Below are 17890 nucleotides of genomic sequence, written 5' to 3' on the forward strand. Positions count from 1 at the left end.
CTCAACTCAGCGCCTAGTGATCACTCCAACGGGTCCACCCTGTAGCGAGCGCGATCGCGTTTCTCATTTCTGGCGTTTTTCCGAGGCCAGCTATTACGGCGAACAAGCAGAGCTACTATTATTGCGCCTGCGAACAGAACTATGATGAGCCCGTAGGCTGTTATCAAGCGAGTTTCGACGACACTTCTCCCGGACGCGCGAATTCGCTGAAATCCGATACCATGGATTGCGCGAACCGACCATCGACAATCGCCGTTCGGGTTGCGGCCTGCTGGTTTTGACACGCCGGCCGGCACCGAATCTTGAGCGCCAAATCAGACGACGCATCGACCTGCGAACTTTCCTGTCGCTGCGCGGGGCGTCCTTGTGGCCTGCTACCCGACAGCGGTCGACACCCACACAAACATGCCCCGCCGGCCCCGACTAGTCGGCTACCCCGGCGGGGTATCGATCAACGCTTGAGCAGGGGGCGCCACCAGCTTTCGTTGGCGAGATACCAGGCCAGTGTTTCGGCAAATCCGCCCGGGAAGTCCCGGCTCGGCGTATACCCCAGATCGGCGCGCGCCTTGGCTTCGTCGATCGCATAGCGCCGGTCATGGCCCTTGCGGTCAGTGACAAAGGTCTTGAGGGTTGCGGTCGACGTACCACTGGCCGCCGGCGCGTCGGGAAAGCGCTCGGCAAGTTTGGGGTCGGCCGCAAAGGCTGCATCAACCGTCCGGCAAATCTCCTCGATCACCGTGAGGTTGGGCAATTCCTGCCCGCCGCCGATATTATAGGTCTCACCCGCCACGCCGCGCAGGATGGCAGCCTCGATGCCGCGGCAATGGTCTTCGACGTGCAGCCAGTCGCGCACGTTCATGCCGTCGCCGTAAATCGGGAGGCTGCGCCCTTCGAGTGCATTGAGGAGAAACAGCGGGATCAGCTTCTCGGGATACTGGTAAGGCCCGTAATTGTTGGAGCAATTGCTGGTCGTGACATCGAGTCCGAAAGTGTGATGATAGGCACGTACCAGATGGTCCGATCCAGCCTTCGACGCAGAATAGGGCGAGTTGGGCGCGTATGGCGTCGTTTCGCTGAACGCAGGGTCGTTAGGCCCGAGCGAACCATAGACCTCGTCGGTCGAAACATGGTGAAAGCGGTGCGGCTTTCCGCCGCCGGAAAGCCATTTGGTGCGTGCCGCTTTGAGCAGGCTGTGCGTTCCAAGAATATTGGTGTCGATAAAGGCGTCTGGGCCCTCGATCGAGCGGTCGACATGGCTCTCGGCGGCGAAATGGACGATCGTATCGATGTCGTGCTCGGCGAGCAGCTTCTCGACCAGTGCCGTGTCACGGATGTCGCCAACAACCAATTCGGCATTGGGCACGTCTTCGATCGTTGACCGATTGCCGGCATAGGTCAGTACGTCGAGCACTGTGATCCCGTCGTCCGGATGGCGCTCGCGCCAATAATGGACGAAATTGCCGCCGATGAAACCGGCGCCGCCGGTAATGAGCAGGTTAGCCAAGCGCCGCTTCCTCCTTGAGCATGATTCTGAGGTTAGTCCGCCAATGGACATACGCCTCGCCCAATGCCGCGCGCGTCGCCGAACTATCGAGCAACGAGAAGGTCGGGCGCCTGGCAGGGGTCGGGTAGGCAGAAGAGGGGATCGGCTCGATTGGCACGGCCTTGGCAATTAGCCCCAGCGCCGCAGCTTCCTCGCCGATCGCGACTGCGAAATCGTACCAGCTCGCCACGCCCGCATCGCTGTGATGGAACAAGCCGGTTTCGCCCTTCAGGGCCAAGCCCCACAGGGTATTGGCGAGGCCGGTGGCCCAAGTCGGCGCGCCGATCTGGTCGACCACGACGCGGAGGGACTCGCGTTCCCTCATCAGGCGGATCATCGTCCGCACGAAATTGGCGCCGCCGGCGGCATAGACCCAGGCGGTGCGCACGATCAGCGCGTCCGGTCCGGCCGCATCCTCGCCGGCCGCCTTGGTTCGTCCATAGGCAGACAGCGGATTGCGCGGTGCGTCGGGCGCGTATGCGGTGGCCGATTCGCCGTCAAAGACGAAGTCGGTTGAGACATGGATGAACTTTGCGCCTGCGCCACGCGCCGCGGCGGCCAGAAGGGCAACCGCATCGGCATTTACTGCCTGCGCTGTCGCTTCTTCGCCCTCGGCCTTGTCGACCGCGGTATAGGCGGCGGCGTTGAACAGGAAATCGGGTCTCTCAGTCTCCACCCAGGCCTGCACTGCTGCGGGGTCCGTGATGTCGAGCGTGTCGACGTCCGACGCGACACACTCCCAGCCCTTGGGGGCGGTCGCCTGTAACGCCCGCCCAAGCTGGCCATTGGCTCCGGTGATCAGCGCCTTCATACGAATGCCTCGATCTCGCTGAGCGGCTTGGCCAGCTTGTCCTTGCCCGACAGCTGTGGCTCCAGCCCTTCGAGTGGCCATTCGATGCCGACCTCCGGATCGTTCCACAGCAGCGAATGCTCGTTCGCTGGTTCGTAGAAGCCTACGCATTTATAGAGGAAGTCGGTCCCGTCCTCGAGCGCGACGAAGCCGTGCGCGAACCCGGGGGGAACCCAGAACATTCGCTTGTTCGCTGCCGACAGCTCGACGCCGACCCATTTGCCGAAGCAGGGTGAGGAGCGGCGGAGGTCGACAGCCACGTCCCAGGCGCGACCGGCGGTCACACGTACCAGCTTGCCCTGTGGATCGGGATTCTGGAAATGAAGCCCGCGCAGCACGCCCGCCGCCGAACGGCTGTGATTGTCCTGCACGAAGTCGAGATCAAGCCCGAGTTCTGCAAACGTTTTGCGATTCCAGCTTTCCAAGAAAAAGCCACGATCGTCACCGAACACACGCGGCTCGATGATCTTGAGGTCCGGGATGGCGGTCTCGACGACGTTCATCCGATCGCTCCTTTGCCCGCGAGCAATCCCATGAGATATTCACCATAACCCGATTTGCGCAACGGCGCTGCAATCCGCTCGAGCTGTTCGTCGTCAATGAAGCCGTTACGCCAGGCGATCTCTTCGGGGCAGCAGATCTTCAGGCCCTGCCGCTCCTCCGTAATTCGGACATACAGGGCTGCGTCGGTCAGCGATCCGTGAGTGCCCGTATCGAGCCAGGCGTAGCCGCGGCCCATAATCTCGACCGCCAGTTCCCCGGCCTCGAGATAGAGTCGGTTGAGATCGGTGATCTCCAGTTCGCCGCGTGGGGAAGGGGCCAGGTCACGGGCCAGCCTCACTGCCTTGTCATCGTAGAAATAGAGGCCCGTTACCGCATAATTGGACTTCGGTTCGGCCGGCTTTTCCTCGATCGTCTCAGCGCGACCGTCGGCATCGAACGAAACGACACCATATGCCTTGGGATCGTTGACATAATAGCCGAACACGGTGGCGCCGCTCGGGCGGCTCGCGGCGCGCGCCAGCAGATCCACCAGGCCATGGCCATAGAAGATATTGTCACCCAGCACGAGCGTGGACGGATTGTCGCCGACGAAATCGGCGCCGATGTGATAGGCCTGCGCCAGCCCCCCCGGATCGGGCTGGACCGCGTACCGAAGATCGATGCCGAGATCAGTACCGTCGCCGAGTAGCGCTTTGAACGCAGCTTGATCGTGCGGTGTCGTGATGATCAGCACGTCGCGGATGCCGGAGAGAAGCAAGGTCGACAGCGGATAATAGATCATCGGCTTGTCGTAGACCGGCATCAACTGCTTCGAGACGCCTTTGGTCAACGGATAGAGACGCGTGCCTGAGCCGCCCGCCAGAATGATGCCGCGCCGGTTCTTCCCACTGTCACTCATTCCGCCACTGCTCCCTGCTCAGTCGATGATATCCGTTGCCGCCGATCCGACGAAAACGGTAACGGCTCATGTCGGCGACGCATTTTACTCTTGCGAAACGGGTGCCCCTTTTCGACCGAGTCCAGTGATGGGAGTTGGAAATTCCGTCAAGCCTATTTGTGTGCGCTGCAGCATATCTTTGGCTCCCTCACTTGGGCCCGCCTTTCCTCGCTTCGTAAAACGCCGCACCGCAAAGTCCCGCAAGCAGCAGTCCCTCGATTGCCCAATTAAGATGCAGTCCCGCTACCGAGGCGTAAAGGATAGAGTCGGTCATGTGCAACGAGAGCAGGCGCACACCATATAGCGCCAGTAGCGCGACGGTCATGCCGAGCGCGGCTTTTCGACTCAACCGCTCCCGCCACCAAACCAGCCACAGCGCGAAAGCACTTCCCGCAATCAGGATGGCGGACACCATCAGTGCCTGCGGCAGCCGACGCTCATCATACACGTCGTTCGCCCTTGCCACGACCCGTGCCTCATTCGGTACGACCTGCTCGAGATTCAGGAAGCGATAGAGTGCGAGCAGCGCAAGAATGGCGACGATGGTCAGCCAGAAGCCACGTCCCGACTTGCCTGATGCCACAGGTAGCAGCGCGACGATTGCACATAAGATCAGCACGCCGACCCCCAGCCATCCGATGAACGACAGCCCGTTAATTGTCTCTCTCCGCCTAGCGCGTCGCGACTGACGCGGACGGGACGGCAACGCGGCTGGTCTCGTCACGGTGCCAGATATGATCGCGTTGTCGTGCCTGGTTCCCGAGCCGGGTGCCGCGCCCAAGAATCTTGATGCCAAAATAGGACAGGAGACCCAGCGGGTCAGACCAGTTTCGTCGCATCGCCACCATAAGGTCCCCGGGACGAAACAGGGCATCGTTGCGGTTGACGATGTCGTCCCGCAGGCGTGCGAGCTGCGCGTCGCCGCTGCGCCACCTGGCCTCGCAGCGCAGGAGGTCGGCGCGCGTACGGGGAGCTTGGATGAGGGGGCCGATTTCGCGGCCAAGCGTAATCCGCGCCTGGCGATGCGACGGAAAACGAGCGCGGACGTAATTGTCGTCAGCCATGATGTCGGGCAGCGTTCCCAACGCGGCGCGACCTTCCGTCGAAACGCCCCAGACCCCTGATCCGCCGACGCCTCTCGTAAGATATGGGTGGCGCTCGTAGACCCGGAAGTAGCGCCGGACCACCGGCGCGCTGGCATCGCACAGGAAATATGGCGACGGCGATACCGCGTCCGCATCGCCTTTCATCAAGGCTTCGGCCATGCGATCGAATCCGCTCAAACGCATATGGATGTCGGCGTCCATGACAAAGACGGGGCCGGGCTGAACATGCTCCAGTCCATAATTGATCGCCTTGACCTTGCCTGCGGTGGCGAGTTCGACCACCTTGATCGGCCCGCTTACTTCGCGCGCGCAATCCGCTGTCGTGTCAGTGCATCCGTTGCACACGACTATGATACGCGCGTCGCTCGCTCCGGCCCCGATATCCGCGTCGGCAAGGAGGAATCGCAATGTACCGGCTATCAGCGCAGCTTCGTTGCGTGCGGGAATGATGATGGTGTAAAGTGCCATTTGCCCGATTGCCCGAGTGCCCGCGCCGGCCAGTTAACAGCTTTCACCTGGCCGTGAAAGAGCCCGGCCGTCGCGCCTTGCCAATGCCTGGCATAACGCACAAAGGGCCGCGATGAGCCTCGGTCGCCACGCTGCCTATAACCTTGCGGGTTTTCTGGTGCCGATGGTGCTCGCCGTAGCGACCGTGCCGCTCTACCTGACCGCGATCGGGCCAGCGCGATATGGCGTCCTCGCGCTTGTATGGACGCTGCTCGGATATTTCGGCTTGTTCGATCTGGGGCTGGCGCGCGCGGTGATGCATCGGATCGCATCGGAGCGCGAAGCGCTGGCCGCGCGGACTGCGCTTGCGACCGCACTCCGCGCCAGCATGGTGCTTGGATTGGCAGGCGCTCTCGCCCTGGCGCTCGTCGGGCATCTGGTGTTCGGTCGTGCGATTGCGCTCGATTCCGGCTTGCGCGCGGAGATCGCCGCCGCGATGCCGGCGATCGCCGCGATCCTGCCGCTCGCCGTCGTATCGGGCGTGCTCAACGGCGCGCTGATGGGGCGCCAGCGCTTCGCACAGGCGAACGGCATCGTCGTCCTCGTCACGTCCCTGTTCCAACTGATGCCATTATTCGTCGCCTGGATTGCCGGCCCCGCGCTGGTGGGCCTGGTCACGGGCGCATTCGCGGCGCGGCTGGTAGGGGTCGTGCTCGCATGGGGCGCGACCGCGCGTGCCTTTGGCGGGTCGCCGGCCGAGCCTTTCGACCGGGCGCAGTTGCGTCCGCTGCTCGGCTTTGGGGGCTGGGTGACGCTGACCGGAACAGTCGGGCCGTTGCTGGTCCTTTCCGACCGCTTCGTCGTCGGCGCGCTGATGGGTGCCGTGCCAGTGACGATCTATACCGTGCCGTCCGATCTCGCCAATCGCCTGGGTGGCATCTCCGCGGCGCTGGGGAACGCGCTGTTTCCGCGCCTTGCGGCCGCGACCGGAGAGGAAGCGCGCCGGCTGACTGGAGCGTCGGTCGGCGCGCTCTACGCGATCCTGACGCCCCCCGTCGCGGCTGCCCTGTTCCTGATGCACCCAGCGCTGGTGTTGTGGCTCGGCCCGGAGATCGGATCGCAATCTGCGCCGATTGGTCGCTTCCTGCTCGTCGCGACCTGGCTCAACGCCTTTGCGCAGATGCCCTTTGCGCGACTGCAGGCCGGGGGACGCCCCGACCTGGTCGGCAAGACGCATTTGATCGAGTTGCCCTTCTATTTTGCGAGCTTGTGGTTCGCGATCACCCATGCCGGGCTGATGGGTGCGGCGCTCGTCTTCCTGGCGCGGGTGGCGATTGATACGTCTATCATGTTCCGCTTGACCGACCGCAAGCTCCCGCATGCGGGCTTCCTGGGCGCGACCCTGTTGCTGCTCGTCGGTGCTTCGGCGGTGCTTGCGCGCGAGGATGCGGCGCTGGGTTGGGGTTGGTCGATCGCCGCGGGACTGTGTGCCGGGATCGCAGCGCTCGTGCCGGCGTGGGGAATCGCGCCGCCACCGTTGCGGGCCGTTCTAACCGACTGGTTTGTGCGCCGCCGCATCGCGTCCTGAGCTTCATCGGGCCCGCGTAAATAGCTTGTTTGAAGCGCAAATTGGGTTCAGCGCTCCAACCGCAGGGTGGATCTCCCATGCTGCGATACGATGACTCGCCCTCGACTCCCGAGCGAATCGCTATTTGGCGGTCGCGCGTGGCGATGCCGCACACGGAATCGCGGAACTCATGCCCCGGGATGGACTGCGCCGCCCGTAATTAAGGGCCGTGTAGGTAGAATGCTTGTGCGCCGCAGCATGTACCTTGACCCCCGTCCCGCCTACGTCCAGTTAGGCCGGGTATGGGGGATTGCAGGAGGTTCGGTTGCGCGTCCAGACTGACGTGGATGGGGAAGGGCGATCGCTGACCTTGGCGGACCTGTGCGGCGGTCGCGACAACAACCTCAATTTAATCCGTGTGATCGCCGCCAGTTCCGTTATCGTCTCTCACAGCTTCCTTATTACGCGCGGCACCGGGCCCGAACCATTGCAGACCTTGACCGGCCACACGCTCGGATGGCTCGCGGTCGCAATATTCTTCATAATCTCGGGTTTCTTAATCGCGCGGAGCTACGATCGACGCCTCAGCGGGTGGCATTGGTTGCTTGCTCGTATTCTGCGCCTGGCGCCGGGCCTATTCGTGATGTCGTTGTTGACGGTGTTTGTCCTTGGCCCATTTGTCACGACGCTACCTGTCGTCACCTATTTTTCCAAAGCCGAGACTTGGACTTATTTGCCAAAAGATATGGTCCTCGCTTTTATACAGGTCGGGCTGCCCGAGGTTTTTCCGAATAATCCGGTTCCACATGTGATTAATGGCAGTCTTTGGACGCTCTTTAATGAGGTCGCATGTTATGGCCTCGTTTTTCTGACCGGTTGGATGGGATTGTTACGGAAGAAGTTTGCATTCGGTATCGGCGTAGCGTTATTTATCGCTCTTTATGCGCTGTCTTCCGGGCTGGATCTGAAGTTCGGGCCGAGATTCGATCCTCTTATCAGACTTGCTCTCCCGTTTGTTCTCGGCATGGCTGCGTATGTATGGCGCGATCGGCTTTTGCTTGACTGGCGGCTAGTTGGGCCGGTGTGGATTGTCGCCGTGATTGCTTGGTTTACGCCGGTGTTCACGCCTTTCTACATTCTGGCGGTCGGCTATACGACCCTGGTCTTCGCCTACCGGCCCAAAGGCGCACTGCTTCGCTACAACCGCCTCGGTGATTATTCCTACGGGGTCTATATCTACGCCTTTCCCTTGCAGCAGCTGATGGTTTATCTAGTCCCGGGGCAGAGCTGGGCGACAAACATCGCGCTGGCGTTCCCGCCGACGCTGCTTTGCGCGATCCTGTCATGGCATTTGGTTGAGAAGCGTTCGTTGGCGCTGGCCAAACCGGCTGCTGAACGATGGATGGCCTTTTGGCGGCGCGAGGGTGCCGGAGTGATCCCGGATCCCGCGCGGTAGCGCCAGCGCTCAGCCATCGCTGCGGACCCGCACGACATATTGCAGGGCGATAAAGCCGTCGAGCAGGCCCAGTGTCAGTTTCCGTGCGGCCTTGTCGCGCGCGCGCAGGCGTGGGATCGTGGCTACACGATCGAGTGTCAGTCCGCTTGAGGTCATCAACTCGATCGCCGTCCGGCGCACAAAGAACCGCAAATGGGTGCGGTCCAGTATCTCGGCATCGATATAGTCCCAGCGGCCGCGCAGCAGCAGGGGCAGCAGCACGCTGTAGTGACGCACGTTGGGGATCGACGCGACGATCACCCCGCCCGGCTTCAGCATAGTGGTCAGTCGCGCCACCACGGCCCACGGATCGACGAAATGCTCGAGGATGTCGAGGCAAAGGATCGTGTCAAAAGGACCTTGCTCGGCGCCGACCTTAGCGAGCAAGGTGGGTTCCTCGATATTGCCCTGATAGGCGAAGTCCATCGCCTGCGGATTCGCAGGCGGCACCATGTCGATGACACCGATCCGCGCGACCCGGCCCTCAGCCTTCAGCGTGGCCGCCGTCGCGCCATCGCCGCCGCCGACATCAAGGACGGTGCCGCCGAGCGGTATATGGTCGAACACGTCGCGGCGAACGTGCGAATGATAAGGTGGTGCTTCAAAGGTCATCTGCGATCCTGTGGATAGGTAGCGAAGGACGGACCGGCACCACGCAACCGGTACCACAGCACCGGCGATTATGCTTCCCGTCGGCGCGTTTCCCGCAATGACTCTGAAAATGGTAGGTAAGGGGTTCGCGGCGAGCGGGGATGTGGCCTGCCGGTAATACAACGCGCTCGCTCACGTCGCGTCGATCGACCAGGTCAGGGTGCCTCGATAACGCCGATGCCGAAATTGCCCTGTTCGGGATGATCGACAATTTCCTTGGCGGCCGTGCCATGCTTAGCCTTCAGTTCTTTCCACAGTGGCGCGACGTTTATCTCGGCATCGAATCGATTGACCAGCACGTCATGTAGCACGACCAGCCCTCCGGCGGCCGCCAGCGGGCTATATAGATCATAATCGGCCTTGGCGCCTTCGTAGCTATGATCGGCGTCGATCATAATAACGTCGAAGCCTTCATCGCCGATGATTGCCTTCACCTTGTCCCTGGTCCCTGCGAGGTGCGAGTTCGCGCGCATCAGCGTGAGGGTTTGGGCGGGCTTGGCGAATTTATGGTAGATTTCGCCCTTCCAGTCGGGATAGCCGCCGCCATTGATGCCGAAGGGCAGGTCGACGCTGACGATCAGCGCGTCGTCCGCCGCCGCCCGGGTGAGCAGGAACAGGGTGCCGCCCTTGGCGGTGCCAATCTCCAGCACACGCTTGGGTTTCCTAGTCTGAACCATCCGCAGCAGCTCGGTGATCTCATGGGTGTTCTGCATCGGGCGCAAGAAACCGTCGCCGGCGTTGAATGCGAAATCGACCAGCGCCTCGGGCGTCTCGGCGTGCAGGTGTAACAACGCATCGCGCATTTTGCCGCGCCGCGTGTAGTCGATCACGTCCTTCATATATTGCCGGCCGTTCATCATCGCATTGATGATCCGAGTGCCACGGCCCATTGCGCGCTGCCGTCGAAGCCAGACTATCAGAAAATCCATGATGTTCTCTCGTTCGCGCTGGTCAATCCATCGATGCATCGCATCGGGCTAGAAACGAGCCAGAAATCGGCGACCCGCTCAAGTCGGATCTGCAGCATCTGCGCGCAGACATAAGTCCAGTGCTGGTATCGCGCCCTTTGCCGATGATGAATAACGACCTTTCATTGAGCAGAGCGGGGCATCGATCGAAGAATGAGTCTAACCGAGACGAAGCCCCCGCCATTGCGCACGATCGACGCCAGCAGGGCCGCAGTGGCCGCGCCGATCATTCCGTATCTCGGGACGGCCCATAGCGCCGTCGCCACGGCCAGCGTCGTCGCGGCACTTTCGATTGCCAGCATCAGTTTTTCGCGGTGCATCATCATCAGCGCGGTCCCCACCGGGCCGAAGCCCACACTGAGCAACTGCGCCAGCGCCAACACCCTGAGTGCGCGCCCGCCCTGGACGAACTCCGGCCCGAACAGGCTGAGGATCGGCTCTGCCCATAGAAGGATCAGGATGAACAGCGGAGCGCAGATCAGCAGGCCGGTCCCAGAGGCAGTGCGGATGACACGGATAATGCCGGCCCGGTCCCGCGCTCCTGTCGCCGCCGCGAGATGCGGGCCCATCATCACCGTGAAAGCGGTGTTCACGATCAGGAACAGCATGCAGACTTGGAACGCTACGCGATAGACACCGGCCCCATCCGTGCCGAGATGGCGCGTCACGACCAGCAGGCCGATCCAATCGGAAGCCTGTATCGCTAGATAGACCCAGGCCAGGATCGCCCCCGCCCGGATCGAGATGTCGGGAGTGCCGCCCCGCGGCCAGGGTGCCACCTCACGGCGGGCGACGAGAAGTCCCAGCGCGGCGGCAACCAGCAGTCCGCACAGATACGCAACCGGCACCAGCAACGGCAGTTTCGCCGCGCCGACGGCCCAGGCCACGACCAGGATGAACATGGCCACCGTCGTATAGCCGACCCCGTCCAACGACTGGGAGAACAGGAGTTTTCCGCGGCTGCGAAGAAGCGCCGCGGCTACACGAATCAGTGCAAAGAGGACGATGCCTGGCGCAAGCACCCGCAGGAAGGTTGCGACCTCGGGACTGCCGAGCAGATTTGTCGAGAAATACGGTGCGCCCGCGAAGACGAGCAGAGCCGCGCCCCCGGTCGTGACAAGGGTGATCAGAAGCGCGCGGACAAAGGAAGCGAGCGCGTCAGCCAGTCTATTCGTGCCGAGCGCGCGCGCCACGGTCCGGAGCATGATATTGTCCAGTGCGAGGCCCGTGAAGACCGACGTCATGGTGACCGTAAGCAATGCAATCTGGAAACGGCCGATGGTGTCAGCGCCGAAACCCCGCGCGACCAGCCAAGTGAAGACGAAACTCGAGCCCGCCCCTGCGGCCTTCATCCCGAGGCCGAGGAACAGCTCCAGGTGAAGGCTACCGGCAAGCCGCTGCCGCAGCCTGGAGACAAGAGTGCCCGTCGACACCGCGCTCTTTTGTGTCACCCAACGTGCCGGTCGGCTGGAATAAGGCGACGAATCAGCCTGAACGCGTCGTCTCGCCCTTTTCGGATGCGGGCTTCGACCTGATTGTCCCAGAAGAGACGCGCCGAAGAAGCGTCACCCACCCCGGCAAGCAAGCCGTCGGCGAATTGCCCTCCCTCCGGACGCTGGACTCGATATCCTCGGATCTTGTTTGATACGTTGCCATCGTGGACCAACTGGAGCCAGCCTGGGCCACTCTCGGCCTGCACGATCATGACTCGATCAGGCAGGTCCATGTGCCGGATCGTCTTGGTCGTCGCCAACGAATCGTCGTCCGCCTCGACCAGGTTGGTGAAGGCATTGTATAGATGGCGATGAGCGTAAAGATTGCTTCCGGCCAGCACATAGCCGTCGGGCACATTGACCGCGAAGGTGTTGCCATTCCAGTTCGCTGCGCCCGTCTCCCGCACGCTGCGCATATAGTTGTTGGCGAGGCCATCGTCGTTGTCGAGATTCGAGGTGATGACGATCCGGTCGGCCTGAGCGGGGCCGATCGCCGCGCGAACGTTACGGGCCCAACCTTCGGCCTCGAACAACTCCGTGAACACGGGCGTGAAAGGGAAGGATTTCTGACCCGCCTCGATCCGCTCTCGTGCCCAGTCGGGCGTGTGGACGTCGAAGAAGATGAGCCACTGGAAATCGCGGCTGTCCTGAGCCGCGATGCTGGGCAGGCAATAGCGCTCAAAAAGGTCGAACCGGCCAGCCAGCCAGCCTGCGCTCTGGCGGTGCGCGGTCTCCCGGCCCGGAGTCGCCAAATTGAACCTCGTCAACAGAATGTGAGCTACGTTCACCTATTCCATTCCCCCTGATTCCGTGCCGGCTATAAACCGGCCCGCGGCGCATGATAAGCCTCTTTCGCAGTGCAGCATCGACTGTTGGCAGGTCGCCGCCGCGGTCACCTCAGGCGGAACACACCGCGTGCCCTCGTCATGGACTGTAACTGGGAGGGCCGGCTACCGCGGGCACTAACCCAGCTCGTCCTCATCCATGTTGCGCTAACGATCGCGCACTTCACCATATCGGCGTCGGCATTGCTGAAACGGCTTGACGCCTCGGCGGAAAGCTTCGATTTGTGCAGTGCAACCAGAGGTTTTTGGCTGCTCAGCGCCCACCTGCCAGATCGCGGCGGAGAATGTCGACTGAATCGGCGGTATGTCTTGGGGTGGTTAGGGGGACAGGTTTTGGACAGGCGGGCTGTCGTAGAGCTGAACTCGCTGCGTGGAATCGCGGCGCTAATTGTCGTCTTATACCATGCGACGCTGGCGTTTCCGGTGCCCGCCGCGTTTCATCTGGCGGTCGCGCCCGTGTTCAATGCCCATGGTGCGGTGATATTGTTCTTCGTGCTCAGCGGGTACGTGTTGACTCTTTCGTGGCAGAGGCTGGGTACGGGCGTGATTTCCGCCGGTCGTTTCGTCATCCGTCGGCTGGCGCGAATCTATCCGGCCATATGGGTGGCGACCATCGTAGGCGTGCCCGCGCTCTACCTGGGCCACTGGATCGCGCGCGATCCTGACTTCACGGCCTGGATGATGAAATATATCGTACCGCCGACTCCTAAGCAGATATTGCTTGGCTTGGCGGCCGCCGACAACACCGTCCTGATGCCGCTCTGGACGATCTACGTCGAACTCGTTGGGTCATTTCTAATCCCGCTGATGGCTTGGCTTGCAATCAGAGGCCGAACAACGGCAGTGGCCATGATCATCGCCCTTGCCGTTATCGCCTGTGTGGCCATGCATTGGCCGAAGCCGGCACTTCCTGCGCGTTATCTAGTCTATTTTGCGATCGGTGTGACTCTTGCGCTGTTCCCGTCGCGCCGGATGGCGAATGCGGCGCCACTCGCATTGGTGGCTGGCATCTTGCTCATCACCGTGGGTCCGGTGCTCTACCTGCTGCTGAAGACGGGCCAACTCCAACCTGCGACCTTTTTCTATCAGGACTATTTCGTGGGATTTGTCGAGGCTAGCGGCGCCGCGCTGCTCATTAGTGCACTGACGAGCGATGCGCTCGATGCGCGCTGGCTTCGGTCCATGGCGCTGCAGAGGCTTGGGGAACGATCCTACAGCCTATATCTGGTTCATGCCCCGATACTGGTGCTGATAGCCAGCGCGCTACCACGCATGTCGCCGATCGCCGCGATGATTGTCCTGGCGGTCGCGACGGCGGTAGTCGCCATCATCATTTCCGGCCTGATCTTCCGCTATGCCGAGTTGCCCGGCATGGCTCTGGGCAAAAAGATTACCGCATCTCCGGACCGGATATTCACCTTGTCACGCCTGCGTCACCCGTCCGAAGAATCGCAGGTATCTTCCCTCGCTGGTGCGCGGGGTGACCGTGGGAACTGAAACGAGAAGTCCGCTGCCGACAGTGCAGCTTTTGCGCGCGTTCGCAGCGGTACTCGTGGCGTCCGGTCATATCATGACCGAGGCGCTGCATCTTCCTGGCGGGCGGATGTTTGGGTTCGACCCAGCGCACGCCAAATATCATTTCGGTGTCGATGTCTTCTTCGTCATCAGCGGGCTCATCATGGTTTACTCGACGGCCGGGCAGTCGGCTGCTGTAGAGAATGGGGTGCGATTCTTCGTCGCGAGATTCCTGAGAATCTCGCCGCTCTACTGGGTTGTGACGTTTGTTGCCGCCTTGCTCGCTTCGACAATCGGCACGGGATTCAACCATGCGGCGCCCGATGCGGCGCGGCTGCTGACATCCCTATTCTATATTCCGTACCGCAATGAAGACGGTGATCTCTTTCCCATCGTTGGGCCCGGCTGGACGCTCAATTATGAGATGATGTTCTATGTGGTATTTGCGGTGGGCCTCGCGTTTTGGGGCAGGCGAGGATTGTGGGTGACGATCGGCGTGTTGGCGTTGATTGTGATTCTTGGGAATTTGAGCCACTCGGAGCAGCCACAACTGGCATTTTGGTCCAGTCCAATCCTGTTGGAATTCGTCTTCGGCATGCTGTTGGGTGATCTTCTTGTGAGAGGCCGTCTCGATGGTTGGCCTAAATTCATGGTATATGGGTTGCTGTTGACCGGCTTGGGCTGGTATTTGGTGCCGTGGTTCGGAGAATATGTTAGAACGGACTGGCGCTTCTTCTTCTTTGGTGTTCCTGCCGCGCTAGTTGTGGCTGCCGCGGTGATCGGAGATCGCCAGTGCTACTTCCCGCGTCTTCGTTGGGGTGAGGTGGTCGGCGACGCATCCTACAGCATCTATCTTACGCATCTGTTCACGATTCGTGGCCTCAGCATGATATGGGCCAAATTGCCCGTACAGTTGCCCGCCCATCTTTTCGTTGTCGTCGCGCTCGTGCTGGTGGTGGGGGTCGGCATTGTGGTCGCGCGCAGCGTCGAGATTCCCATGCACCACCTGACGCGTGAGTGGCTCAGGCGGCGCAGGCCGGTCGCTGCGCCGACGTAGCGCCGTTCGCCAGCCAGGTTGAAGTGCGGAAGGGCACATGCCTGAACGAACTTATGGCTCTTTTCGGTTGACGGTATTCGGGAAAGCTAGGACTTAGCTAGGAATCTGACATGGAAGGGCAGCGGAAATCAATGCAGCGAGGTGCCCCAGTCCCCCATCCCGGTGCGCCACCGCGGGTTGCCTCGACACCCTTGGCCAGGCCGGATGTTCAGGTCTCGTTGATCCCGATCATGATCGTGCTCTACGCGACGCTACTGCCACGCGAAGTCGCGTTCTTCGCTGGCGGGCTGGCATTCTATTCCGATCGTCTGGCGCTCATCATCGCGCTGCCCTGGGTTCTCTACAAGCTTTTCAAAGGCGCCATTCGTTTCGTCCTCCCGGATTTCCTCGTGGTGCTTGCCGGCATCTGGATGGTTGTCGCGCTGGCCGCCAACTACGGAATAACGAAGGGATTTATCAGTGGCGGATCACAGGCGCTCGACGCGACCGTGGGTTATTATCTTGCACGGATCAGTTTCCGATCTCTTACGGCAATACGCCGGGCGCTGATTGTATTTTCTCCCGGTCTCGCGATCGTCGGAGCGTCCATCATGGTCGAATCGATTTCCCACCAACCGATCGTGCAGCCGCTTGCCGAGGCGTTGTTTGGCAGGCTTCCTGCGTTTGCCAGTGCTGGCGATGTGGGAACGGCTCTCCAGGAAGGTGGGGGTGTTCGCATGGGTCTAATGCGTGCCAGGGGACCCTTTTCCCATCCAATCCTGGCCGGAGTCCATCTGGCGTCGATGGGTGCACTGTATGGGATGTCCGGCATCCGCGGCTGGCCAGCATGGTGCGGACGCTTCGCGTCGCTGTGCAGCATCTTCACCGTCAGTTCGGCGGCCTTCGCTGCGCTCATGATCAATTATCTCGCGATGTTTTTCGACACGGTGCAGCGTCGGTTCCGCGAACTGAGTTGGCGTCTGGCCCTCACGGTTTTTGGGGGAGGGCTGCTTGTCATGCAGCTCACGACCAATATTGGCGCGATCGGCTTCGTCCAGCGCTATCTCGTGTTTGATTCATCCACCGCTTTTTTCCGGGAGCTGATCTGGACATATGGTTCAGCATCGGTGCGCAAGCATCCGTGGTTTGGCGTCGGGTTCGAGGACTATGAGCGACCGGTCTGGATGGTCACCACCAGCATCGACGCGCACTGGCTGCTGCTGGCGGTCCGCTTCGGCCTCGTCCCGGCGGTTGCGTTGATCTGGGCTACGGTGATGGCGATTTCCGCGCTGGCCAAGGCGAGCGTCCATGTTTCTTATGTCAACCAGCGTTTCTACCGGGGTATCGCCATCTCGCTAACCGGCTTTGCGCTGATGATGTTCACCGTGACGCTCTGGGGTTCGGCACTGTCATGGTTCAACCTCCTGCTGGGAACCTGCGTAGCGTGCGCCCAGCGCGCCTATAGTCTGGGCTATCAGCCACCAATAGTTTCCGACGCAAAGCGCGGGGTACCGCGGTCACGCGCAGGTCGGAACTTCGCGCTCGGCAACTAAAGACTGGGATATCGACATTAGACGCTTGTGCGACGCAAAAAGATCAGCATTAGTCGTTGTGCGGCGCAACATTCGTTGGCTGGCATGGAATCCGGGGGGCAGAGCAGGATGAAAGTCGCAATCTTCGGGCTGGGTTATGTTGGCTGCACGGCCGCAGGCTGCATCGTGAGCCAGGGACACCAGGTTGTCGGCATCGATGTCAGCCAGGAAAAGGTCGACGCCTTGAACGCGGGTCGCTGCCCGATCGAGGAGCCCGGCCTTGGCGACCTCATTCGCGATGGCCGTGCTGCCGGCCTGCTCTCGGCGGCAACCGAACCGGGTGACGAGTTGGCCGACGCCGACATTGCTATCGTCTGCGTCGGTACTCCAAGCGGTCCTGATGGTCGCCACGACATGCGCTATATCCTGTCGGTCACGCGCGCGATCGCCGGCGCGCTGCCGGCCGATCGCGCCCGACCGCTGACGCTTGCCTATCGCTCGACGATGCGGCCCGGAACCATGGCCGACATGATTCGGCCGATGATCGAGGCGCGATTCGGCGATGCCACCGATTCGATGGTGGAACTGGTCTACAACCCCGAATTCTTGCGCGAATCCAGTGCGATCGCGGATTATTTCGCGCCGCCCAAGATCGTGATCGGAACCCGGGATGCAAGCCCGTCCGAGATGATGGACCAGCTCCATCACGGTATCGAGGCGCCGATCTTCCACGTCGAATGGGCGACGGCCGAGATCACCAAGTTCGTCGACAATACCTGGCACGCGGTCAAGGTCGCCTACGCCAATGAGATCGGCCGCATCTGCAAGCGGCAAGGCATCGATCCTGCCGCAGTGCACGCGATCTTCAAGTCCGACACCAAGCTCAACCTGTCGGCCTATTATACCCGTCCGGGCGGAGCATTCGGCGGGTCATGCCTGCCCAAGGATGTGCGTGCGCTCAAGGCGCTTGGTGAGGACCTCGGCGCCGGCATACCCCTTATCGACCATCTGGTGGACAGTAACGAGACGCATAAGGATTTCGTCGCCGCTGCCGTGCTGGAGCGGCTGGGCGAGGGGCGGACGGTGCTTCTTTCCGGCCTCGCGTTCAAGGCGCGTACCGATGATCTGCGCGAGAGCCCTAATGTCCATATCGCCCGAGCGCTGATAGCCGCCGGCAAGGAGATCAGAATCTACGACCCGGCTATCACCGCGGACCGACTGGTAGGGCAAAATCTGGGCTATGCCTTCACTCAGCTGCCCTCGCTCGAGCGGTTGCTCATTGATGGCGTGACTGCCGCGGCGTCTCAATTCGACCTGGCGATTCGCACGAACGCAACCTTTGACGATCTTTCGCTCCCCCCTGGCACGCCAGTGATGGACGTTGAAAGGCTCGCCTTCTGA

16 protein-coding genes are annotated in these 17890 nt (G+C 61.5%); 6 read left to right on the forward strand and 10 right to left on the reverse strand.

What is annotated here, in order from left to right; translation table 11 throughout:
- Window positions 1-451: 451 nt before the first annotated feature.
- The 6 genes from rfbB to ACZ1I5_RS04110 all read right to left on the reverse strand — a co-directional run bounded on the left by rfbB (window position 452) and on the right by ACZ1I5_RS04110 (window position 5408).
- Window positions 452-1504, reverse strand: a complete 1053-nt coding sequence (gene rfbB / locus ACZ1I5_RS04085; protein WP_465172468.1) for a dTDP-glucose 4,6-dehydratase — start codon at window positions 1502-1504, stop codon at window positions 452-454.
- Window positions 1497-2354, reverse strand: a complete 858-nt coding sequence (gene rfbD / locus ACZ1I5_RS04090; protein WP_465172469.1) for a dTDP-4-dehydrorhamnose reductase — start codon at window positions 2352-2354, stop codon at window positions 1497-1499. The genes rfbB and rfbD overlap by 8 nt, the downstream gene beginning before the upstream one ends.
- A complete protein-coding gene (rfbC, locus tag ACZ1I5_RS04095; RefSeq protein WP_465172470.1) occupies window positions 2351-2896 on the reverse strand; it encodes a dTDP-4-dehydrorhamnose 3,5-epimerase in 546 nt (181 codons plus the stop codon). The genes rfbD and rfbC overlap by 4 nt, the downstream gene beginning before the upstream one ends.
- Window positions 2893-3795 (reverse strand): glucose-1-phosphate thymidylyltransferase RfbA, encoded by a 903-nt coding sequence (rfbA, locus tag ACZ1I5_RS04100; protein WP_465172471.1) that lies wholly within the window; start codon window positions 3793-3795, stop codon window positions 2893-2895. Before rfbA ends, rfbC begins: the two co-directional genes overlap by 4 nt.
- Before the next feature lie 187 nt (window positions 3796-3982).
- Window positions 3983-4453, reverse strand: a complete 471-nt coding sequence (locus tag ACZ1I5_RS04105; protein WP_465172472.1) for a hypothetical protein — start codon at window positions 4451-4453, stop codon at window positions 3983-3985.
- A gap of 52 nt (window positions 4454-4505) precedes the next feature.
- Window positions 4506-5408: a glycosyltransferase family 2 protein gene (locus ACZ1I5_RS04110; RefSeq protein WP_465172473.1), complete on the reverse strand. Its 903-nt coding sequence runs from the start codon at window positions 5406-5408 to the stop codon at window positions 4506-4508.
- A 112-nt stretch (window positions 5409-5520) separates the two neighbouring features.
- Here ACZ1I5_RS04110 and ACZ1I5_RS04115 point away from each other — a divergent pair, with 112 nt between their 5' ends.
- Both ACZ1I5_RS04115 and ACZ1I5_RS04120 read left to right on the forward strand, forming a co-directional pair.
- Entirely contained in the window at window positions 5521-6975 is a 1455-nt protein-coding gene (locus ACZ1I5_RS04115) for an oligosaccharide flippase family protein (protein ID WP_465172474.1), read from the forward strand.
- 304 nt (window positions 6976-7279) lie between these two features.
- The gene (locus ACZ1I5_RS04120; protein ID WP_465172475.1) at window positions 7280-8410 is read left to right on the forward strand and encodes an acyltransferase family protein; all 1131 of its coding nucleotides are present in this window, start codon (window positions 7280-7282) and stop codon (window positions 8408-8410) included.
- Between the two features lie 9 nt (window positions 8411-8419).
- Here the strand turns inward: ACZ1I5_RS04120 and ACZ1I5_RS04125 are convergent, their stop codons facing one another.
- The 4 genes from ACZ1I5_RS04125 to ACZ1I5_RS04140 form a co-directional block, all read right to left on the reverse strand.
- Window positions 8420-9061 (reverse strand): class I SAM-dependent methyltransferase, encoded by a 642-nt coding sequence (locus ACZ1I5_RS04125; RefSeq protein ID WP_465172476.1) that lies wholly within the window; start codon window positions 9059-9061, stop codon window positions 8420-8422.
- A 194-nt stretch (window positions 9062-9255) separates the two neighbouring features.
- Window positions 9256-10068: an O-methyltransferase gene (locus ACZ1I5_RS04130; protein WP_465172477.1), complete on the reverse strand. Its 813-nt coding sequence runs from the start codon at window positions 10066-10068 to the stop codon at window positions 9256-9258.
- A 122-nt stretch (window positions 10069-10190) separates the two neighbouring features.
- Complete coding sequence (locus ACZ1I5_RS04135; protein ID WP_465172478.1) at window positions 10191-11501, reverse strand: lipopolysaccharide biosynthesis protein; 1311 nt, start codon at window positions 11499-11501, stop codon at window positions 10191-10193.
- Window positions 11502-11515: 14 nt separating this feature from the next.
- On the reverse strand, window positions 11516-12349 hold the full coding sequence (locus ACZ1I5_RS04140; RefSeq protein WP_465172479.1) for a glycosyltransferase: 834 nt from the start codon (window positions 12347-12349) through the stop codon (window positions 11516-11518).
- A 240-nt stretch (window positions 12350-12589) separates the two neighbouring features.
- Here ACZ1I5_RS04140 and ACZ1I5_RS04145 point away from each other — a divergent pair, with 240 nt between their 5' ends.
- The 4 genes from ACZ1I5_RS04145 (at window position 12590) to ACZ1I5_RS04160 (ending at window position 17890) form a co-directional block, all read left to right on the forward strand.
- A complete protein-coding gene (locus tag ACZ1I5_RS04145) occupies window positions 12590-13903 on the forward strand; it encodes an acyltransferase family protein (protein WP_465172480.1) in 1314 nt (437 codons plus the stop codon).
- Between the two features lie 22 nt (window positions 13904-13925).
- Window positions 13926-14978, forward strand: a complete 1053-nt coding sequence (locus ACZ1I5_RS04150) for an acyltransferase family protein (RefSeq protein ID WP_465172481.1) — start codon at window positions 13926-13928, stop codon at window positions 14976-14978.
- Window positions 14979-15208: 230 nt separating this feature from the next.
- Window positions 15209-16510 carry a hypothetical protein gene (locus tag ACZ1I5_RS04155; RefSeq protein WP_465172482.1) on the forward strand — a complete coding sequence of 434 codons (1302 nt, stop codon included), beginning with the start codon at window positions 15209-15211 and terminating at the stop codon, window positions 16508-16510.
- 84 nt (window positions 16511-16594) lie between these two features.
- Window positions 16595-17890 carry a nucleotide sugar dehydrogenase gene (locus ACZ1I5_RS04160; protein WP_465173887.1) on the forward strand — a complete coding sequence of 432 codons (1296 nt, stop codon included), beginning with the start codon at window positions 16595-16597 and terminating at the stop codon, window positions 17888-17890.

The sequence above is a fragment of the Sphingomonas sp. BL-S-30 genome, assembly GCF_055521475.1.